This window comes from Haemophilus haemolyticus (assembly GCF_003490935.1).
Classification (GTDB): Bacteria; Pseudomonadota; Gammaproteobacteria; order Enterobacterales; family Pasteurellaceae; genus Haemophilus; species Haemophilus haemolyticus_M.
In genome coordinates this window covers 335,778-356,889 of record NZ_QQGD01000003.1, presented here as the reverse complement: position 1 = coordinate 356,889, position 21,112 = coordinate 335,778, and the positions used below count along the sequence as shown (strand labels likewise).

General features: G+C 39.1%; 15 protein-coding genes and 1 pseudogene. 9 read left to right on the top strand and 7 right to left on the bottom strand.

Features of this window, described 5'->3' with window-relative positions:
- Window positions 1-52: 52 nt before the first annotated feature.
- A pseudogene (locus DV417_RS05965) lies at window positions 53-1,390 on the top strand (ABC transporter ATP-binding protein/permease); the annotation flags it as partial.
- 141 nt (window positions 1,391-1,531) lie between these two features.
- On the opposite strand, the gene rpsO reads toward DV417_RS05965, so the two are convergent.
- The 3 genes from rpsO to hldE form a co-directional block, all read right to left on the bottom strand.
- Window positions 1,532-1,801: a 30S ribosomal protein S15 gene (gene rpsO, locus DV417_RS05960; RefSeq protein WP_005628925.1), complete on the bottom strand. Its 270-nt coding sequence runs from the start codon at window positions 1,799-1,801 to the stop codon at window positions 1,532-1,534.
- A 135-nt stretch (window positions 1,802-1,936) separates the two neighbouring features.
- A complete protein-coding gene (modD, locus tag DV417_RS05955) occupies window positions 1,937-2,782 on the bottom strand; it encodes a ModD protein (protein WP_118879063.1) in 846 nt (281 codons plus the stop codon).
- Window positions 2,783-2,906: 124 nt separating this feature from the next.
- Complete coding sequence (hldE, locus tag DV417_RS05950; RefSeq protein ID WP_118781506.1) at window positions 2,907-4,337, bottom strand: bifunctional D-glycero-beta-D-manno-heptose-7-phosphate kinase/D-glycero-beta-D-manno-heptose 1-phosphate adenylyltransferase HldE; 1,431 nt, start codon at window positions 4,335-4,337, stop codon at window positions 2,907-2,909.
- A gap of 96 nt (window positions 4,338-4,433) precedes the next feature.
- On the opposite strand from hldE, the gene htrB reads away from it, so the two are divergent.
- The 5 genes from htrB to hypA all read left to right on the top strand — a co-directional run bounded on the left by htrB (window position 4,434) and on the right by hypA (window position 11,344).
- Entirely contained in the window at window positions 4,434-5,369 is a 936-nt protein-coding gene (htrB, locus tag DV417_RS05945) for a lipid A biosynthesis lauroyl acyltransferase HtrB (RefSeq protein ID WP_118879062.1), read from the top strand.
- 73 nt (window positions 5,370-5,442) lie between these two features.
- The gene (parE, locus tag DV417_RS05940; protein WP_118879061.1) at window positions 5,443-7,341 is read left to right on the top strand and encodes a DNA topoisomerase IV subunit B; all 1,899 of its coding nucleotides are present in this window, start codon (window positions 5,443-5,445) and stop codon (window positions 7,339-7,341) included.
- 67 nt (window positions 7,342-7,408) lie between these two features.
- Complete coding sequence (gene parC, locus DV417_RS05935) at window positions 7,409-9,664, top strand: DNA topoisomerase IV subunit A (RefSeq protein WP_118879060.1); 2,256 nt, start codon at window positions 7,409-7,411, stop codon at window positions 9,662-9,664.
- A 29-nt stretch (window positions 9,665-9,693) separates the two neighbouring features.
- The gene (gltS, locus tag DV417_RS05930; protein ID WP_118879059.1) at window positions 9,694-10,908 is read left to right on the top strand and encodes a sodium/glutamate symporter; all 1,215 of its coding nucleotides are present in this window, start codon (window positions 9,694-9,696) and stop codon (window positions 10,906-10,908) included.
- Window positions 10,909-11,002: 94 nt separating this feature from the next.
- Window positions 11,003-11,344 carry a hydrogenase maturation nickel metallochaperone HypA gene (gene hypA / locus DV417_RS05925; RefSeq protein WP_005633520.1) on the top strand — a complete coding sequence of 114 codons (342 nt, stop codon included), beginning with the start codon at window positions 11,003-11,005 and terminating at the stop codon, window positions 11,342-11,344.
- Window positions 11,345-11,446: 102 nt separating this feature from the next.
- Here the strand turns inward: hypA and fdhF are convergent, their stop codons facing one another.
- On the bottom strand, window positions 11,447-13,606 hold the full coding sequence (gene fdhF, locus DV417_RS05920; RefSeq protein WP_230599391.1) for a formate dehydrogenase subunit alpha: 2,160 nt from the start codon (window positions 13,604-13,606) through the stop codon (window positions 11,447-11,449).
- Window positions 13,607-13,838: 232 nt separating this feature from the next.
- Window positions 13,839-14,747, bottom strand: a complete 909-nt coding sequence (locus DV417_RS05915; RefSeq protein WP_118879058.1) for a RimK family alpha-L-glutamate ligase — start codon at window positions 14,745-14,747, stop codon at window positions 13,839-13,841.
- Window positions 14,748-14,863: 116 nt separating this feature from the next.
- On the opposite strand from DV417_RS05915, the gene DV417_RS05910 reads away from it, so the two are divergent.
- Window positions 14,864-15,127, top strand: a complete 264-nt coding sequence (locus DV417_RS05910; protein ID WP_005628952.1) for a GrxA family glutaredoxin — start codon at window positions 14,864-14,866, stop codon at window positions 15,125-15,127.
- A gap of 66 nt (window positions 15,128-15,193) precedes the next feature.
- On the opposite strand, the gene fabB is transcribed toward DV417_RS05910, so the two are convergent.
- Window positions 15,194-16,414 (bottom strand): beta-ketoacyl-ACP synthase I, encoded by a 1,221-nt coding sequence (gene fabB, locus DV417_RS05905; RefSeq protein ID WP_005633515.1) that lies wholly within the window; start codon window positions 16,412-16,414, stop codon window positions 15,194-15,196.
- A gap of 149 nt (window positions 16,415-16,563) precedes the next feature.
- Between fabB and mnmC the strand changes: the two genes are divergently transcribed.
- On the top strand, window positions 16,564-18,576 hold the full coding sequence (gene mnmC / locus DV417_RS05900) for a bifunctional tRNA (5-methylaminomethyl-2-thiouridine)(34)-methyltransferase MnmC2/FAD-dependent 5-carboxymethylaminomethyl-2-thiouridine(34) oxidoreductase MnmC1 (protein WP_118879057.1): 2,013 nt from the start codon (window positions 16,564-16,566) through the stop codon (window positions 18,574-18,576).
- A 2-nt stretch (window positions 18,577-18,578) separates the two neighbouring features.
- Here the strand turns inward: mnmC and sppA are convergent, their stop codons facing one another.
- Window positions 18,579-20,426 carry a signal peptide peptidase SppA gene (sppA, locus tag DV417_RS05895; RefSeq protein WP_118879056.1) on the bottom strand — a complete coding sequence of 616 codons (1,848 nt, stop codon included), beginning with the start codon at window positions 20,424-20,426 and terminating at the stop codon, window positions 18,579-18,581.
- Window positions 20,427-20,523: 97 nt separating this feature from the next.
- On the opposite strand from sppA, the gene DV417_RS05890 reads away from it, so the two are divergent.
- Window positions 20,524-21,078: an NAD(P)H nitroreductase gene (locus DV417_RS05890; protein ID WP_118879055.1), complete on the top strand. Its 555-nt coding sequence runs from the start codon at window positions 20,524-20,526 to the stop codon at window positions 21,076-21,078.
- The last annotated feature ends 34 nt before the right edge of the window (window positions 21,079-21,112 follow it).

Genomic DNA, 21,112 nt, shown 5'->3' with positions numbered 1-21,112 from the left:
AAAAAACACCGCACTTTACCATCCAAAGTGCGGTGTTTTTTTATAGCCTTTTAAAAAATACTATCGCCTGAAATACGAACGAGATTTACCAGATAATATCGATCAACGTATTGAACAAGATGCGAGAGAATTTATTACCAGTACGGTACAAATTGTACGAGGCGTGATTAACTCGGTGCTCACGACCATTGAATTTACGATTATTTTATGGTCACTTTCTGGTGTGTTAACTTTATTTGGATTTAATATCGAAAAAGGCGTCGTTTTCTTCATTTATGCCTTTATTATTTTTGCAACACTCATGTCCGTGTGGATTGGTCGCTCACTCATTAAGCTAAATTTTACAAAAGAGAAACTCAATGGCGATTATCGTTATTCCTTAATCCGAGTGCGAGACAATGCAGAAAGTATTGATTTTTATAATGGCGAGCCAAAAGAACAAACATTCTTACAACATCAATTCCGTCAAATTATTCATAACCGTTGGTCCATTGTATTAAAAATGTTGGGCTTGAATAGTTTCAACTCAGGGGTAACTCGCGTGGCCAAATTATTGCCTTTAATGTTACAAGCCCCACGTTTCTTTTCTGGCCAAATAAAGCTGGGAGACATGCATCAAACAGTCCAAGCATTTAACCGATTAATGACCGCACTTTCATTTTTCCGCTTGTTCTATGAGCAATTCACACTCTATCAAGCACGCTTAAATCGCCTTTATGGTTTTATAACAAAAATGGATGAATTAGATAAGCAAAACATTCATCATCCTTTTCATTGTTCTCATCGTGTCGCCTTAAAAAACTTCGGTATTAAAGATGAACAAGGTCATGTACTACTCAATAATTTAAATATTCATTTAGAAAATGGAGATGCCCTATTGATTCAAGGTGCATCTGGAACAGGAAAAACATCGCTACTAAAAGCAATTGCAGGAATATATCCTTTTGAAACAATAGGCATTGCAGAGCATCCATGTATGGGAAGTTTATTCCTACCACAACGACCTTATATGCCGCAGGGCACTTTACGAGAAGCAATTTGTTATCCAAATATCAATCCAAGTCACACCGAATTGGAACAAACCATGAAAGATTGTGCGCTAGGAAAATATATACACGCACTTAATGTAAAAAATGACTGGCAAGCGATTTTATCACCTGGTGAACTTCAAAGAGTGGCGTTTATTCGTATTTTACTTACAAAACCAGATGTCGTATTTCTCGATGAAACGACTTCAGCATTGGATGAAACAACGGAGCATTTACTCTACCAAACAATTACAGAGCGTTTGCCCGAAATGATCATTCTCAGCATAGGTCATCGTAGTACATTACAGCAATTTCATAACAAACAACTAAAATTAGATGTATGTTTATTATATGAAAATTAGAAGATGGCAAGTTAAGAATATATAAACCAAATATTTTGTCTATTTTGATTCTAGTCTAAAGAGCGCCTATAAAATTAAAATAAAATCATAAAAAAAGCCCTCGATATTCGAGGGCTTGATTTTTTACTATCGTAATAAAAATTAGCGACGTAAACCTAAACGAGCGATAGTGCTTTGGTATAAAGCAAGATCAGTACGTTTTAAGTAGTCTAAAAGTTTACGACGACGAGAAACCATACGTAATAAACCACGACGACCATGGTGGTCTTTTTTGTGCTCTGCAAAGTGAGCTTGTAAGTGGTTGATTTGTGCAGTTAATAATGCGATTTGAACTTCAGAAGAACCAGTATCTTTCGCATCACGACCAAATTCAGCAACGATTGCTGCTTTTTTTTCAGTACTTAGAGACATTTTTTACTCCTAAAAGGTAGTGTTGTTAATACATCATTCGCCGATCTCTAACTCAGCGATGACAAGGAATCTGCATTTTAGCGATGAATAAGCTCAAATGCAAGGTTTAAAGCTAAAAAATAAAATTTAACAACATTATATCTTTTCAATCACCACCTTTATATCCTCTGGCGGTGCATAATAAGGTGCAGAAGTGATAAATAAACGAATACCCAATTTGGCATAATCTGATACATTATCTTTATTTACCCCTCCAGCGACGGAAAGCAGAATATCTTTCTGTTTTGATTGAAGTAACGATAAAGCCTTTTTAACATCCTCCAAAGACCATTTATCAAGTTGAATAATGTCAGGTTCAGCCATATACATTTGCTCAAATTGAGCAAAATTATCGGCTTCTAAAATAATTTTATTTTCAGGTGCTTCTTGACGTAATCCATCCACAACTTTCACCCAATCATTTGGATCAGAAAGTAAGTTTCGATGATTAGTAAAAACCAAAAGAGTTTCGCTGAGGCCTTGTCGATGAATATGTCCACCAGCAGCTAATACAGCATTTGTCGCAAGTTTACGCGTATTAGGAATACTTTTACGTGTGCAAGCCACAACAGCGCTTGGGTTAACCGCTTTGACATTGGCAATCATTTCTGCCGTATATTGCGCGACCCCACATGACCATTCAAGTACCAATTGCACCACTTTCCAAGCTTGATGTAATTGTTCAGACATTCCTTCCGCACTGATCAACAAAGTACCTGATTCAACCCACTCCCCTTCTTTTACATATAAGTGCGGTTGAATATCCAGTTTTTTTAATAATTTTTCCGCAACAGAAACGCCCGCTACAATCCCTGCATTTTTCCGCTTAAAAAGAATTTTTGCCGGAATATTTTCAATACCAAGGGCATGAGTGGTTAAATCACCACGATAAATATCCTCAAGTAATAAATCATCCAATTCTTTATCTGAAAAATAAATCATCGCTACTCCTTAAATTAGTTGTCCTTGATATAAATAAACCTGTTACTTAAAAACAGTGCTTTCTGTGATAATTTCATGTAAATATTAAAGCAACAAAAAAAGTTGGGACTCCCCAACCTTTCACCTAATCTTTCAATAATTTAATTTTTTCAATCACATTTGTTGTTGAACAACCATTTTCAAAGTTTAGCACTTTAACATCACCACCATTTGCCCAAACTTCTTTTGCGCCAGCAATCTCTTCGGGTTTGTAATCTCCGCCTTTGACTAAAAGATCTGGTAGAATTTCACCGATTAAACGTTGTGGTGTATCTTCAGTGAATGGCACCAACCAGTCCACGGATGCCAAACCAGCAAGCACAGCCATTCGAGTTTCAAGATTATTAATTGGGCGACTGTCACCTTTTAAGCGTTTAACGGAATCATCGCTGTTTACCGCGACAATTAGACGATCGCCCAATTTACGTGCATTTTCTAAATAGGACACATGCCCTGGATGCAAAATATCGAAACAGCCATTAGTCATTACAATTTTTTCACCGCGCGCTTTGGCTTGTGCGACAGCATCTTTTAATTCAGCTTCACTCATAATGCCAAATCCAGTGTCAGGGCGAGCATGAATAGCATTTTCAAGTTCCACAGTCGAAACCGTTGAAGTCCCCAATTTACCCACCACAATTCCAGCAGCAACATTGGCTAGGTAACAAGATTCTTCAAAAGAACGTCCATCTGCTAATGCGGTTGCTAATACACTAATGACAGTGTCACCGGCTCCCGTCACATCAAACACTTCTTTTGCAACGGTTGGCAAATGATAAGGTTCTTGATTTGGACGTAACAATGTCATCCCTTTTTCAGAACGCGTCACCAAAAGTGCGGTTAATTCAATATCAGAAATTAATTTTAACCCTTTCTCAATAATCTCTTCTTCTGTATTGCATTTGCCCACAACAGCTTCAAATTCAGACATATTTGGTGTCAATAATGTCGCACCACGATAGCGTTCAAAATCAGTTCCCTTTGGATCGATCAACACAGGAACATTCGCTTTGCGTGCAATTTGAATCATTTTCTGAACATCTTTAAGCGTGCCTTTACCATAATCAGAAAGAATCAAAGCACCGTAATTTTTTACCGCACTTTCTAACTTCGCTAATAAATCCTTGCAATCTACATTATTGAAATCTTCTTCGAAATCAAGGCGGAGCAGCTGTTGATGACGAGATAAAATACGTAATTTAGTAATGGTTGGATGAGTTTCTAATGCAACAAAATTACAATCAATTTTTTGTTTTTCTAATAAGTAGGAAAGTGCAGAACCTGTTTCATCTTGTCCAATCAATCCCATTAACTGAACAGGTACATTAAGTGAAGCAATATTCATCGCAACATTTGCTGCACCACCCGCGCGCTCTTCATTTTCCTGTACACGAACCACTGGCACCGGTGCTTCTGGTGAAATACGGTTGGTTGCCCCAAACCAATAACGATCAAGCATCACATCGCCTAATACAAGTACTTTTGCTTGCTTAAATTCTGCTGAATATTGAGCCATTTTAAAATCTCTCTATTTGAATAACCAAAATTGTGGCGATTTTACCACAACTCAAATTTACGATAAACTACGCCCCTAACTTAGGTGGAAAGAACAATGAAAAACGAAAAACTCCCTCAATTTCAACCGCACTTTTTAGCCCCAAAATACTGGCTATTTTGGTTAGGCGTGGCAATTTGGCGAAGTATTTTATGTCTTCCCTATCCTATTTTGCGCCATATTGGTCATGGTCTAGGTTGGTTGTTTTCACATTTAAAAGTAGGTAAACGTCGCGCTGCCATTGCACGCCGTAATCTTGAACTTTGTTTCCCTGATATGCCTGAAAACGAGCGTGAGGCGATTTTGCACGAAAATCTTCGTTCAGTAGGCATGGCAATTATCGAAACAGGTATGGCTTGGTTTTGGTCGGATTCACGTATCAAAAAATGGTCGAAAGTTGAAGGCTTAGATTATCTAAAAGAAAATCAAAAAGATGGAATTATTCTCGTCGGTGTTCATTTCTTAACGCTAGAACTTGGCGCACGCATCATTGGTTTACATCATCCTGGTATTGGGGTTTACCGCCCAAATGACGATCCAGCATTTGATTGGCTCCAAACACAAGGCCGTTTACGCTCTAATAAAGATATGCTTGATCGTAAAGATTTACGCGGAATGATCAAAGCCCTACGCAATGAAGAAACCATTTGGTATGCACCCGATCATGATTACGGCAGAAAAAATGCCGTTTTTGTACCATTTTTTGCGGTGCCCGATGCTTGCACAACCACTGGTAGTTATTATTTATTGAAATCCTCACAAAACAGCAAAGTGATTCCATTTGCGCCATTACGCAATAAAGATGGTTCAGGCTATACCGTGAGTATTTCAGCGCCTGTTGATTTTACAGATTTACAAGATGAAACGGCGATTGCTGCGCGAATGAATCAAATCGTTGAAAAGGAAATCATGAAGGGCATATCACAATATATGTGGCTACATCGCCGTTTTAAAACGCGCCCAGATGAAAATACGCCTAGTTTATACGATTAAAAGTGCGGTCGAATATCACCGCACTTTTTGATAGAATTTTCTCAAATTTAAAAAATTAACGACTCATCTAACCATGACAACCAATTATTCAGCTCAAGAAATTACCGTTCTTAAAGATCTCGAACCGGTGCAAATTCGCCCCGGTATGTATACAGACACCACCCGTCCGAATCATCTCGCACAAGAAGTTATTGATAACAGCGTAGATGAAGCCCTTGCGGGTTTTGCTACAAAAATTGAAGTAATTTTGCATCCAGATCAATCTATTGAAGTCATAGATAATGGTCGCGGTATGCCTGTGGATATTCATCCTACAGAAGGTGTTTCTGGCGTAGAAGTAATCCTGACTAAACTGCATGCTGGTGGTAAATTCTCCAATAAAAATTATGAATTTGCAGGTGGGTTACACGGTGTGGGGATTTCTGTGGTGAATGCACTTTCTGAACGCGTGGATATTCAAGTCAAACGCAATGGTGAAGTGTATAAAATTGCCTTTGAAAACGGCAATAAAGTAGAAGAATTGGAAGTTATTGGGACTTGTGGCAGACGCACAACGGGAACAACCGTTCACTTCAAACCGAATACAAAATATTTTGACAGCGCGAAATTTTCCGTTAGCCGCCTACGCCATTTATTAAGAGCGAAAGCGGTACTCTGCTCAGGGCTTGAAATCAAATTCATTGATAAAGTAAACAATACTCAAGATATTTGGTTATATGAAGATGGTCTTTCCGATTACCTTATCGAAGCGGTTAACGGCTTTGAAACGCTTCCGGAAAAACCATTCGTTGGTGAATTTAAAGGAACAAATGAAGCAGTTAGCTGGGCATTACTTTGGTTACCAGAAGGTGGTGAACTGATTGGCGAGAGCTACGTAAACTTAATTCCAACAATTCAAGGCGGAACACATGTTAATGGCCTACGTCAAGGTTTATTAGATGCCATGCGAGAATTTTGCGAATTTAGAAATCTATTACCACGCGGCGTAAAACTTACCGCTGATGATATTTGGGATCGTTGTTCTTACATTCTTTCCCTTAAAATGCAGGATGCGCAATTCGCGGGACAAACTAAGGAACGCTTATCATCACGCCAAAGTGCGGTGTTTGTCAGCGGTGTTTTAAAAGATGCGTTTAGTCTATGGCTCAACCAAAACGTACAAGATGCTGAAAAATTAGCAGAAATTGCCATTAGTTCTGCACAACGCCGATTACGAGCAGCTAAAAAAGTCGTACGTAAAAAACTTATTAGTGGCCCAGCATTACCAGGAAAATTAGCTGATTGTGGCTCACAGGATTTAGAAAAAACGGAATTATTTTTAGTAGAGGGCGACTCTGCGGGCGGCTCAGCAAAACAAGCGCGTGATCGCGAATATCAAGCGATTTTACCGTTACGTGGAAAAATCTTAAATACATGGGAAGTTTCACCAGATCAAGTATTAGGTTCAACAGAAATTCACGATATCGCCGTGGCTCTAGGGATCGATCCTGATAACAATGATTTATCACAACTTCGCTATGGTAAAGTGTGTATTCTCGCGGATGCCGACTCTGATGGTCTGCATATTGCCACTCTACTCTGCGCCCTGTTCTTACGCCATTTTCCGAAATTGGTACAAGACGGTCACGTTTATGTAGCAATGCCACCACTTTATCGCATTGACTTAAATAAAGAAGTCTTCTACGCATTAGATGAAAGTGAAAAAGAGTCGATTTTAGATCGGCTGAAAAATAAAAAAGGCAAACCGAATGTTCAACGTTTTAAAGGTTTAGGTGAAATGAACCCATCGCAATTGCGTGAAACAACAATGGATCCTAATACGCGTCGCCTTGTTCAATTAACTTATGATTTAGAGGAAAACCAAGGCGCGGATACATTAGAACTCATGGATATGTTATTAGCGAAAAAACGTTCCGAAGACCGTAAAAATTGGTTACAAGCGAAAGGCGATCAGGTTGATTTATCTGTTTAGACTAAATTAATCTCAGCAAATCCGAATTTTAATAAATTAAGAATATATTCAATTAACAGAAACCAAAATGACAAATATCAATTATGAAGGCATTGAACAAATGCCTCTACGCACCTTCACCGAAAGGGCTTATCTCAACTATTCCATGTATGTCATCATGGATCGTGCGCTGCCTTTTATTGGTGACGGTTTAAAACCTGTTCAACGCCGTATTATATATGCAATGTCTGAACTTGGCTTAAATGCCACGGCAAAATACAAAAAATCTGCCCGTACCGTCGGTGATGTACTCGGTAAATTCCATCCACATGGTGACAGCGCTTGTTATGAAGCAATGGTGTTAATGGCACAACCCTTCTCTTATCGTTATCCGCTCGTAGATGGTCAAGGTAACTGGGGGGCGCCAGATGATCCAAAATCTTTCGCGGCCATGCGTTATACGGAATCACGCCTCTCTAAAATCTCTGAAATCTTGTTGAGTGAACTCGGACAAGGAACAGTAGATTATCAACCAAACTTTGATGGAACCTTGGCTGAACCGCAATATTTACCCGCTCGTTTACCTCACATTTTATTGAACGGAACAACAGGTATCGCGGTGGGTATGGCGACAGATATTCCACCGCACAACATTAATGAAATTGCTGATGCGGCAGTGATATTGCTAGATAATCCTAAAGCGGGATTAGATGATGTACTTGAAATTGTTCAAGGCCCAGATTTTCCAACAGAAGCGGAAATTATTTCGCCAAAATCAGAAATTCGTAAAATTTATGAGCAAGGTCGTGGCTCAATAAAAATGCGTGCAACTTGGAAAAAAGAAGACGGTGAAATTATTATCTCTGCACTTCCACATCAATCTTCGCCATCCAAAGTTATTGCACAAATAGCCGAACAAATGACAGCAAAAAAACTGCCAATGCTAGAAGATATTCGAGATGAAGCCGATCACGAAAATCCTATTCGGATCGTGTTAGTACCTCGTTCAAATCGAGTTGATACTGATACCTTAATGGCACATTTATTTGCGACAACGGATCTTGAAAAAAGTTACCGTGTAAATATGAATATGATTGGGCTTGATCATAAACCTGCGGTAAAAGGCTTGTTAGAAATCTTAAATGAATGGCTTGCTTTCCGTCGCACAACGGTAACTCGTCGCCTACAATACCGTTTGGATAAAGTGCTCTCTCGCTTGCATATTTTAGAAGGTTTGATGATAGCCTTCTTAAATATTGATGAAGTTATCGAAATTATACGTCATGAAGATGATCCAAAAGCAGAGCTGATGGCACGCTTTAATTTAAGCGATGAACAAGCCGATGCCATTTTAAATTTACGCTTACGTCATTTAGCGAAATTAGAAGAAAACCAACTCAAAGCTGAACAAGATGAACTTGAAAAAGAGCGGTTAAATTTAGAAGCAATTTTAGGATCAGAACGCCGTTTGAATACGCTTATCAAAAAAGAAATTCAAGAAGATGCGAAAAAATATGCCAGTCCACGTATGTCTCAACTGGTCGAACGTGAAGAAGCCAAAATGATCTCTGAAAGTGACATGACACCAACAGAGCCTGTCACTGTCATCTTATCAGAAATGGGTTGGGTACGTTGCGCCAAAGGACATGATATTGATCCTAAATCATTAAGCTACAAAGCGGGTGATAATTATCGAGCTCATGCTTGTGGCAAGAGTAATCAAGCCGCTGTATTTATTGATAGTACGGGGCGAAGTTATGCTCTCGATCCGCTTTCATTGCCTTCCGCTCGTTCGCAAGGTGAACCTCTCACAGGTAAACTAAATTTACCCGCTGGGGCGACCATTGAATATGTCGTAATGGCGAGTGAACAGCAAGAATTATTGATGGCTTCTGATGCGGGTTATGGTTTTATTTGTAAATTTGAAGATTTAATTGCACGCAATAAAGCAGGAAAAGCCTTGATTTCTTTACCGGAAAATGCCAAAGTGATGGAGCCTAAGACGCTGACGAATGCCACCGCACTTGTTGTTGCGATGACATCCGCTGGCAGAATGTTGATTTTCCCGGCAAAAGATTTACCAGTATTATCAAAAGGCAAAGGCAATAAAATTGTGACAATTCCTGCCGCAAATGCAAAAGAGCGCAGCGAATTGTTAGTGAAATTATTGCTCATTTCAGATCAAGCAAGTCTTGAATTTCATTCCGGAAAACGAAAAATTGTATTAAAACCGGAAGATCTGCAGAAGTTCCGTGCTGAACGAGGCAGAAAAGGTTCGACATTACCACGTGGATTACATACCAATGTTGAAATAGTGGTAATCGAACCGCAACACAACACATAATTTAAACACAACATAGGGAGATCCAATTTATGAGTCATACATTTAGCACGTATGAAACCCTTGCACTAGCAAGCTTAGTCTTGCTCTTGGGTTATTTTCTCGTTAAACGAATCAGCATCTTAAAAACCTTCAACATTCCTGAGCCGGTTGTTGGTGGTTTTATTGTTGCCATTGGTCTTTTAATTTGGAATAAAGTAGACGGAACATCCTTTAATTTCGATAAGAATTTGCAAACTACCATGATGTTAGTGTTCTTCACTTCCATTGGTTTAAGCGCAAACTTTTCCCGTTTAATTAAAGGTGGAAAACCACTTGTCGTATTTTTATTCGTCGCTGGTTTGCTAATTATTTGCCAAAATATCATCGGTATCGCAGGTTCATTAGCATTAGGTATCCACCCAGCATACGGTTTATTAGCAGGTTCTGTCACATTAACTGGCGGTCATGGTACTGGCGCAGCGTGGGCAGATACCTTCGTTCACCAATTTAATTTACAAGGTGCAACTGAAATTGCTATGGCATGTGCAACCTTTGGTTTAGTCTTTGGTGGTATCATCGGTGGCCCTGTTGCACGTTTCTTATTAAATCGTCAAAAACAAGGTGAAAATCCTGAAAATGATGAAGTAGATGATATTCAAGAGGCTTTTGAACATCCAACTTACAAACGTAAAATTACTTCACGTTCGTTAATTGAAACTATTGCAATGATGTCTATCTGTTTGCTTATCGGCCAATATTTAGATGCTCAAACAAAAGGCACCGCATTCCAATTACCAACATTCGTATGGTGTTTATTTACCGGTGTAATTATCCGCAATATTTTAACCAACATATTCCGTTTCCAAGTGGCTGAATCGGCTATTGATGTATTGGGTAGCGTGGGTTTATCTATCTTCTTAGCTATCGCCTTAATGTCATTAAAACTTTGGGAACTTGCAGGTTTAGCGGTAGATGTATTAATCATCCTTGCAGTACAAGTTGTCTTTATGGCGGTATTTGCAATCTATGTTACTTATCGCGCAATGGGTAAAGATTATGATGCTGTCGTATTAAGCTCTGGTCACTGTGGTTTCGGTTTAGGTGCAACCCCAACAGCTGTTGCAAATATGCAAGCCATTACCAGCCGTTTTGGGCCATCACACAAAGCATTTTTAATCGTTCCAATGGTCGGCGCATTCTTTATCGACTTAATCAACGCTGCGCTATTAAAAGTCTCATTTGCAGTTGTAAATATGCTCGCGTAAAGTGCGGTTGAAATTGACAATATTTTAGAGAAATGCCTTTATCTTGAATTGATAAAGGCATTTATTTTAAGGAAGAAAAACAAAAGGAAAAACTATGCACGAATTATCTCTTTGTCAAAATATGCTGGAAATAGTAGAACAACAATGTAAAAGTCACGATATAAAAAAAGTCACGGATCTTTGGTTAGAAATTGGCGCGCTCTCTTGTGTAGAACCTGACGCATTAGAATTTTGTTTTGACATAACCTTTCAAGGTACGGCTGCTGAAGGCTGTAAACTACATCTAATACCTATAGCAGCGCAAGCCTGGTGTTGGCAGTGTCAAAAATTAGTTGAGATACAAGCCCATCATGATTCTTGTCCAAATTGTGGCAGCATACACTTGCAACGACAAAGCGGTGATGAATTACGTATTAAAGAAATTGCCTTTGAATAAACCGCTCTTTTTAACATTTCAAATATTCTTACCCATATCATATTTCATTAAGCATAAAAAAGGACAGGATTAATCCCTGTCCTAATCATGATAAATATTATATTAAGCCACAAGTGCGGTTTCTTTTAAGCGTGATTTGAGCTTAGTATATTCAGTTACAACATAGTGCTCAGCCCAACGTTGATCTTCAATTTTTTCGATACGCACCGCGCTGTATTTATATTCCGGAGTACGAGATCCCGGATTTAAATGTTCAGCAGTGAGTTCGTTACATTTTCCGATCCACCATTGGTAAGTCATATAACACGCACCTTTGTTAGTACGAGAACTTACATCAGCACGAGATATAACTTTACCACGAGATGAAGAAATCCAAACAAGCTCATTATTCTTAATGCCTAAAGCTTTCGCATCTTGGTCGTTCATTTGAACAAATCCTGGTTCGTCTGCCAACGCAGCAAGTGCACGGCAGTTGCCCGTCATTGAACGGCAAGAATAGTGACCAACTTCACGCACGGTAGAAAGCACTAATGGATATTCTTCAGAAACTTCTTCCATTGGTGGCTCCCAGTCGCAAGCAAAGAATTCCGCTTTACCATTTGGACGGTCGAAGATTTGACCTTCATATAAGTATGTAGTGCCTTGATCTTCAGGGCCTTCGTCTGTACATGGCCATTGTATATAACCTAATCCTTCCATTTTCTCGTAAGTTGCACCTTTATAAATTGGGCAAAGCTCACGCAACTCATCCCAAATTTCTTTGGTGTTGTTGTAATGCATTGGATAACCCAAAGCTTGTGCCATAAGGCTGATGATTTCCCAGTCGTCTTTCACATCACCAACAGGATCCACCGCTTTATAGAAACGTTGGAAACCACGGTCAGCCGCACTATAAACACCTTCGTGTTCTGCGCAAGATGTTGCTGGTAAAATCACATCTGCTTCCGCTGCAGTTTGAGTCATAAAGATATCTTGAACAATAATAAACTCAAGATCTTTAAAGGTTTGTTTCATTGCATTCAAATCAGGTTCAGTTTGTAAAGTATCTTCACCCATAATATAGAATGCTTTGAGTTTACCTTCTGCCACTGCATGTGGCACTTCACTCAATGGTACACCTGGTTTGGTTGGAATAGACGGCACGCCCCATGCTTTCGCAAATTTAGCGTTGATTTCTGGATCCGCATAGCTTTGATAACCAGGTAAAGTATTATATAAAGCCCCCATGTCACATGCGCCTTGTACGTTGTTTTGCCCACGCACAGGGTTTACACCAACATTTGGTTTACCTAAGTTACCAGTAAGCATTGCCAAGCTTGCCAACGCACGTACAGTTTCCACACCTTGACGGAACTGACATACCCCCATACCCCAGAGAATTGTCGCAGTTTCTGCTTTCGCATAAGTGCGGGCAATTTCTCTCAACATTTCAGGCTCAACGCCAGTGATATGTTGAGTTGATTCAGGTGTATAAGCTTTTACAGTTTCATAGAACGCATCGAAATTTTCGGTATGTTCATCAATGAATTTTTGATCTTGTAATCCTTCTTCAAGAATCACGTTCATCATTGCATTCAAAAATGCGACGTTACTGCCGTTAGCAAGTGGCGCATAAATGTCAGCAATACGAGCGGTTTCAATTTTACGAGGGTCACAAACAATAATCTTCGCCCCTTTTGCTTTAGCGTGGTTAATACGACGCGCTACAATAGGGTGAGACGTTGAGGCATTATAGCCAAAGATAAACACACATTTAGTGTCTTCAATCTCAACGATTGAGTTGGACATCGCGCCATTACCCACTGATTTGAGCAGACCTGCTACAGATGGGCCATGTCAGACACGTGCACAACAGTCAATGTTGTTATTGCCTAATACCGCACGAGCAAATTTTTGCATAACGAAATTCACTTCGTTACCTGGTCCACGAGAAGAACCCGTTACCATAATTGACTCGTTGCCATATTTTTCTCTAATTTCTTGTAAACGTTTTGCAGAATAGGAAATAGCCTCTTCCCAGCTCACTGGCGTGAACGGCTCGCCACGTTTGTAGCGAATCATCGGTTGAGTTAGACGAGGAGTGAGGATTTTTGTGTCATGCACGAAATCCCAGCCATAATATCCTTTCAGGCAAAGCTCTCGTTCGTTTGTTTTACCGTTTGCACCTTCAGCACCCACAATTTTGTTGTTCTCAACCAATAGATTGATCTTACAACCTGAAGCGCAATACGGACAGACAGTAATCACTTTTTTAATTGCCATAGTAATGTCCTTATTTTAGATAACCAGAATGAATTAATCATTCCGAGTAATATAATACGCCTAAATAAAGAACATAGGCTTATAAATTTTGTGGATTTTTTGATATAAAACAGGTTTTAGATAATTTTTTAATATTCTGAGAAAACTCAAAGAAAAATGACCGCACTTTTGATAGCGAGGTCATTAGAAGATGTGTATAAAAATGGGCATGAATAATAAGGCGTTACAGATATCAAATTTTATTTATTTGAATCTGCTTTTCAACATAATTTATCATCTGTAAAGCAATATCAACCCCACTTGTTTTTTCAATCATTTCTAAGCCTGGGCTTGCATTCACTTCTAAAACCAATAATCCATTTTTTGAACGAATTAAATCCACGCCAGCTACATCTAAGCCGATGGCTTTTGTTGCTAGAATGGCTATCTGTTTCTCATCATCGCTTAGGGTAATTTTTTCGGTTTTTCCGCCACGATGGCAATTCGCCCGAAACTCACCATCTTGTCCAATTCTCTGCATCGTTGCTACAACTTGATCACCAATGACAAAACAACGAATATCCGCATTGCCCGCTTCTTCGATAAAATCTTGCTGCAACATAGATATATTGGTTTGCTTAAAAGCTTCCATAATGCTCACCGCACTTTGTGGTTTTTCAGCCAAAATCACCCCTATTCCTTGTGAACCATTTAGCGTCTTTAAAATTGTTGGCGAACTGATATGAGGTACCGTCGCCTGAGCTTGCACTTCACCGCCACTTAAAAGTGAATTGGGAACAGGAACACCAGCTTTCAGCAAAAGTTGCAAACTTTTCCATTTATCACGAGCATTTAAAAATGCCTGAGATGAATTTAAACAAAAAGTCCACTTGCCTTCAAAATGCTGTAAGACAGAACATCCCATTTGTGTACTTGTTGTGCCAAATCGAGGCAAAACAGTATCATAATCAGGCAATAAATAAGGTTTCGACTCGGAGTTTTCTTGATAAAAAATCTGAAAGTGCGGTGGATTTTGTGAGAGTTTTAAGAGACAGCGATTCGGATCTAAAATATCCATCTCATGCCCTTGGCGTTTAGCCGCTTCTTTTAAGCGTTGGCAACTGTAAAGACGAGGTTCGCGGCAAAGCATTAGTAATTTCATAATATTTAACTCATTGTCTACGATGTTCCGTATATTACACGAATAAAAACACTTTATGTAGACGATAAAAATCAGGTAGAATTGCCTAGAAATTTTAACTCAAAAAAGGAAATCTTATGTTCGTTGTTATTTTTGGTCGTCCTGGCTGCCCTTACTGTGTGCGTGCAAAAAACCTTGCTGAAAAATTAAAAGGCGAAGTTGCTGATTTTGACTATCGTTATGTGGATATTCACGCAGAAGGCATTACTAAAGAAGATTTATCAAAATCTGTTGGTAAACCAGTAGAAACCGTACCACAAATCTTTATTGATGAAAAACCAATTGGTGGTTGCACTGATTTTGAAGCATTAATGAAAGAACAATTTGGTATCGTTGCTTAATTTTTCTTTTTAATTTATACAAAAAAGCCACTTTCAATCGGAAGTGGCTTTTTTCATAGAATCGTTTTAACCGTTATAACGTTTAAAAATTAATGTTGCATTCGTACCACCAAAACCAAAGCTATTTGACATTACCGTTTGTAATCCTGCATTTTCTTTCGTCTCAGTAACGATATTGCAACCTTCAGCAGCTTCATCTAAGGTTTCGATATTAATACTTGGTGCAATAAAATCATTATCCAACATTAATAACGTGTAAATTGCTTCGTGTGCACCCGCTGCTCCTAAAGAGTGGCCGGTCATTGATTTAGTTGAAGAAATCGCTGGAATTTTGTCACCAAACACATTTTTGATTGCACCTAATTCTTTCACGTCACCTACTGGTGTAGATGTGCCATGTACATTGATGTAATCAATTGGGGTATCAACAGTTGCCATTGCTTGTTTCATACAACGCTCTGCGCCTTCACCACTTGGTGCCACCATATCGTAACCATCAGAAGTTGCGCCATAACCTACAATTTCAGCGTAGATTTTTGCACCGCGAGCAAGTGCATGTTCTAATTCTTCCACTACCACAACAGCACCACCACCAGCAATAACGAAACCATCGCGGTTTGCGTCATAAGCACGAGATGCTTTTTCTGGCGTTTCATTATATTTAGTTGAAACCGCGCCCATCGCATCAAACTCAGTAGCACATTCCCAAGATAATTCTTCTGCACCACCCGCAAAAACGACATCTTGTTTGCCTAATTGAATTAACTCAACCGCATGACCAATACAATGTGCAGAGGTTGCACAAGCAGAACTAATTGAATAGTTCACACCACGAATTTTATAAGGTGTTGCTAAACAAGCTGAAACACTCGATGCCATAGTTTTCGTTACCGCATAAGGACCAATCGCTTTTACACCACGAGGACCACGTACCGCATCACAAGCCACTAACTGATTATGTGCAGAACCCGTACCAGCACCAATCACTAAACCGGTACGATCATTAGAAACTTGATCTTCTGTTAAACCAGAATCCTCAATCGCTTCACGCATAGAAAGATAAGCATAAGCCGCTGCATCACCCATAAAACGGAACACTTTACGATCAATGTGCTCGCTTGGGTTTAATTTGATTGTTCCGGCAACATGGCTACGCATATTCATTTCAACAAACTCAGGCACAACTTCAATACCTGATTTCCCTGCTTTTAATGAAGCCAATACTTCTTCTTTGTTGTTACCGATACTTGAAATAATCCCAAAGCCTGTAATTACAGCTCTTCTCATTGCTTCTTCCTTATTGTTTTATATGTAAAAATAACGGCTCAAAATTACTACGAAATAAAAATATTTCAAGCAATAATTCATTTGTTCGACCAGTTTAAAAAATCGCGTTATTATACGCAAATTTCATTAGGCAAGGAAGGAATAAAAAAATGACCTTTAGCGTCCAACATGCTGAGATTCACTTCAATCAAGACCATATTCCCGTCTCAGATCAATTCGATGATGTCTATTTTTCTAACGAAAATGGATTAGCAGAAACAGATTATGTTTTTCTACAAGGTAATCAACTTTGGGTACGTTGGATAAGCCACAACGAGGCTAATTTTGTCATCACTGAAACAGGATTTGGTACAGGATTAAATTTCTTTGCGGCAACCAAATTGTTCCGTGAATTTCGCCAGCAACACGAGAATCATCCTTTAAAACGCCTTAATTTTATTTCCTTTGAAAAATATCCGCTAAAAATTACCGCACTTTCGCAAGCGCATCTTGCCTATCCTCAGTTTGAAGATTTAAGCGTTCATTTGCAACATTATTGGCCTTCATTGATTCTCGGTTGCCATCGTATCCATTTTGGAGAGACAACATTAGATTTATGGTTTGGTGATGTATCAGAAAACTTGCCACAACTTGGCGATTATATGAATGAACGTATTGATGCTTGGTTTTTAGATGGCTTTGCGCCAAGCAAAAATCCTGAAATGTGGAATGATGATCTCTATAACCTGATGTTTCGTTTCACGAAACCCAATGGTTCTTTTGCCACCTTCACCGCAGCAAGTGCGGTCAGAAAAGGACTTGAATCCGCAGGCTTTAACGTGACAAAACGTAAAGGCTTCGGCAAGAAACGAGAATGTTTAAGTGGGCTAAAAATACAATCAAAATCGACCGCGCTTTCTACACCTTGGTATCTTGCTCAGCCTGCGAAAATGGAAAAACAAGATGTCGCTATTATCGGCGGTGGTATTGCTTCTCTTTGTTCTGCCATTTCCTTAGTAAAACGAGGAGCAAAAGTCACTATTTATTGTGAAGATGACGCGCTCGCACTCAATGCCTCAGGCAATAAACAAGGCGCATTTTATCCGCAACTTAGCGATGATAATGCGCTCACCATTGATTTTTACCTGCACGCTTTCAGTTACGGTCGCCAATTACTTAACTGGGCAATCGCACAAAACATCGAGTTTGAACACGAATTTTGTGGCGTGGCACTATGTGCTTACAACGAAAAAAGTGCGGTTAAATTAACAAAGATTTCTCAGCTTGGTTTGCCGAACGAAATCTTCCAAATGCTAAATGCTGAACAACTTAGTGAAAAAGTGGGATTACCGCTTAATTGCGAAGGCGGTTGGATTGAGCAAGGGGCTTGGCTTGCACCAAGACAATTTGTTCAAAATGCCTTTTCATTTCTTGAAAAGCAGGGTGTCGTCATTAAAACCTCACAAAAAATTACCGCACTTTCTCAACAAGAAAAAGGTTGGACACTAGAAAATACGCAAGGTCAAAAATCCTGCCATGAAGTCGTCATTCTTGCGAACGGATATAAAATTACTGATTTTGTTCAAACAGAAAAGCTACCGCTCTACCCTATCCGCGGGCAAGTCAGCCAAATTCCAACATCAGAAAACTTAATCAAACTGAAATCTGTGCTTTGTTATGATGGCTATCTCACCCCAGCCGATCAATTAAAAATCTCACATTGCATTGGCGCAAGCCATGTTCGTGATAACGTTAATCGCCACTTTAGCGAACAAGAACAACAAGAAAATCAACAAAAACTCCAACAAAATATCGCCCAACCGTGGACGCAAGATGTGGATACATCAGATAATCTCGCTCGTGTAGGCATCCGCTGCTCCGTAAGAGATCTTACCCCAATGATTGGAAACGTACCCCATTTTGAACGGCAACAAGCAGATTATTACAATTTATTCAACCTCCGTCGCCGTAAACAACCTATTCAAAGTGCGGCCAATTTTCAGAATCTTTTCTTAACAGCCGCCTTAGGTTCTCGAGGTCTCACCTCCGCTCCACTCTTAGGGGAAACCTTAGCTTCAATCCTTTATGGCGAGCCATTACCAATAAGCGAAGCTATATTACATAACCTTTCAGCTAACCGAGCTTGGGTGAGAAAGTGGTTGAAAGGAAGCGTCGTGGAATAATTTTACTTTACTCTTCCACAATTCAAACAATACAAATATTGACCTTTAGGATCATTAAATTTGGTTAATACATTCAATTCTTTTTGTAATTTTTGAATTGGAGCTGGCAGACCAAGCCATTTAACTAACTGCTCTTGCGTACCTTTTTTAGTATCGCGCAATAAAGTGCTAATTAAACTAACGTTATCATCTGTAAACCATTCCACGCTAAAATCTTGTACAGCAGTATCTTGGCGTTGATTCACTAATTGCTCTGCTTTATTGACCGCTTCATTAAAAGAACCTATCTCATCCACTAAACCATTTTGGAATGCATCACTGCCTAACCAAACCTGACCTTGAGCAAGTTTATCCACTTGTGTTTTAGAAAGTTGGCGACCTTTGCTGACAATTTCTAAAAATCTATCATAACCATGCTCAATTTCTGTTTGATAAATATCTTGCACAGATTTTGCTAATGGAGAAAAGGCTGATGTATTAGCTAATTCAGTGGTTGAAATACCATCAGCATTCACCCCAATTTTCCTAATGCTATTTTCAAAAGTCGGAAACATCGCAAAAATACCGATAGAACCAGTAATTGTATTTGCATCGGCAATAATATAATCCGCAGTGGATGAGATCCAATAACCGCCAGACGCAGCCATTGCTCCCATAGATACGATGACAGGCTTACCTATTTTCTGTAAGTTTTCTGTTTCTTGACGAATAATTTCAGAAGCAAAAGCACTACCGCCCGGTGAGTTGACTCGTAAAACAACGGCTTTTACTGAATTATCATCATAAGCTTTACGGAGAATTCGTGCAATGGTATCACCACCTGCACTTTCTTCATCACTTTCACCATCAATAATCGTTCCCTCAACATTCACGACTGCAATTTTATTCGGTACATTGTAATGTTCTAAACGATCAGGCAGTTGAGTCAAATAATCATCAAGTTCAATGAGATTCGCTTTCCCGTCACTCCCTTTACCAAAAAGTGCGGTGAGTTTTTTATCTAAATCCAAACGAGTTACAACATCGGTTACTAATCCACGTTGTTGTGCATATGTCGTATTATTGCCTTTTAATGCTTTAAGATCCGATAAATATTGTTTCGCATTCGGCAAAACATTATCTTTCTTAATCTTGCGATTTTCGCTGACTGATAAAACATAATTGTTCCACATTTCACCTAACCAACGCTGCATATTCGCTTTTGCCTCAGCCGACATATCGTTGCGTAAAAATGGTTCTACCGCGGATTTATAAGTTCCTACGCGGAAAATATGTGGTGTAACGGCTAATTTGTCGAGCATTTCTTTGAAATACAAATTCTCTTGCGATAAACCGTGAATATCCACACTCCCAATTGAATTTAGATAAATTTCATCAGCAAAGCTTGCTAAATAATATTGTCCTTGGGAATAATTATCCGCATAAGCAATCACTGGTTTTCCTGCATCTTTAAAATGACTGATAGCGCCACCAATAAAATCTAATGCGGGTAAATCTGCCCCCTCAAAATAATTAAGATCGAGCACTAATCCTTTAATTTTAGGATCATCTTCCGCTTGTTTAATGGCAAATACCACATCAAATGTCGAAATTTTTCTAGGGACGTTCTCGCCATTCAATTCGCTTAATGCATCTTGCCAACGAAGTGTTTCATCGCGGTTATCGGCTAGATAGCCATCTAAATTAAGTAATAATGCGCCTTCCCCCGTTAATGTTGCAGATTTTTTTCCACCGCTTGAAAAGCTAATAATCGCCACTAGCAATAGTACAAAACCTAAAAACACAACATTCATCACAAGATCACGAATGAAACACAGCGCTTTCCAACATAATTTCAATACTCGAAACATACAAATTACCTTTAAAAAATTTACGCTAGCGTATCACAAAGCCTTGTCAAAAACTATGCTATAATCTACCTAACTTTTACTTATAGGGGATAATAAAATGGATGCGTTAACTCTTTTAACAACAAGAAAATCAAACAAAAAATTGACCGCACCTGCGCCTAATACTGAACAACTTGAACTTATTCTCCAAGCAGCAATGCATGCACCTGATCATGGCAAGTTAAAACCCTATCACTTTGTAGTCATGGAAAATGAAGGACTTAATAAATTGGAAAAGCTGCTTAAAGCTGCGGTTATTGAATTTGATCTTGGTGAAGAGCGATTAAAAAAAGCTGAAAATTTAGCCCATCGAGCCCCAATGGTAATCGGTGTTGTAGCAAAAGTTGATCCTACAATCGCAAAAGTACCAGGATGGGAACAAATGTTGAGTGCAGGTTGTGCAACTTATGGATTACAACTGGCAGCACAAGCACAAGGATTTGATAACGTTTGGATTTCAGGGAAATGGGTTAATGGCACTGCATTACGAGAAGCTTTCGAATGTCGTGAACAAGATCGTGTGATTGCGTTAGTCATGATTGGCACAGGCATGGAAAAAGCCGAACGTGAATGCCGAGTTATCGATACTAAAGATTTTGTAACCTATCTATAAAATATTTCTTGCTTTCCTCAAGACTTAGAGGAAA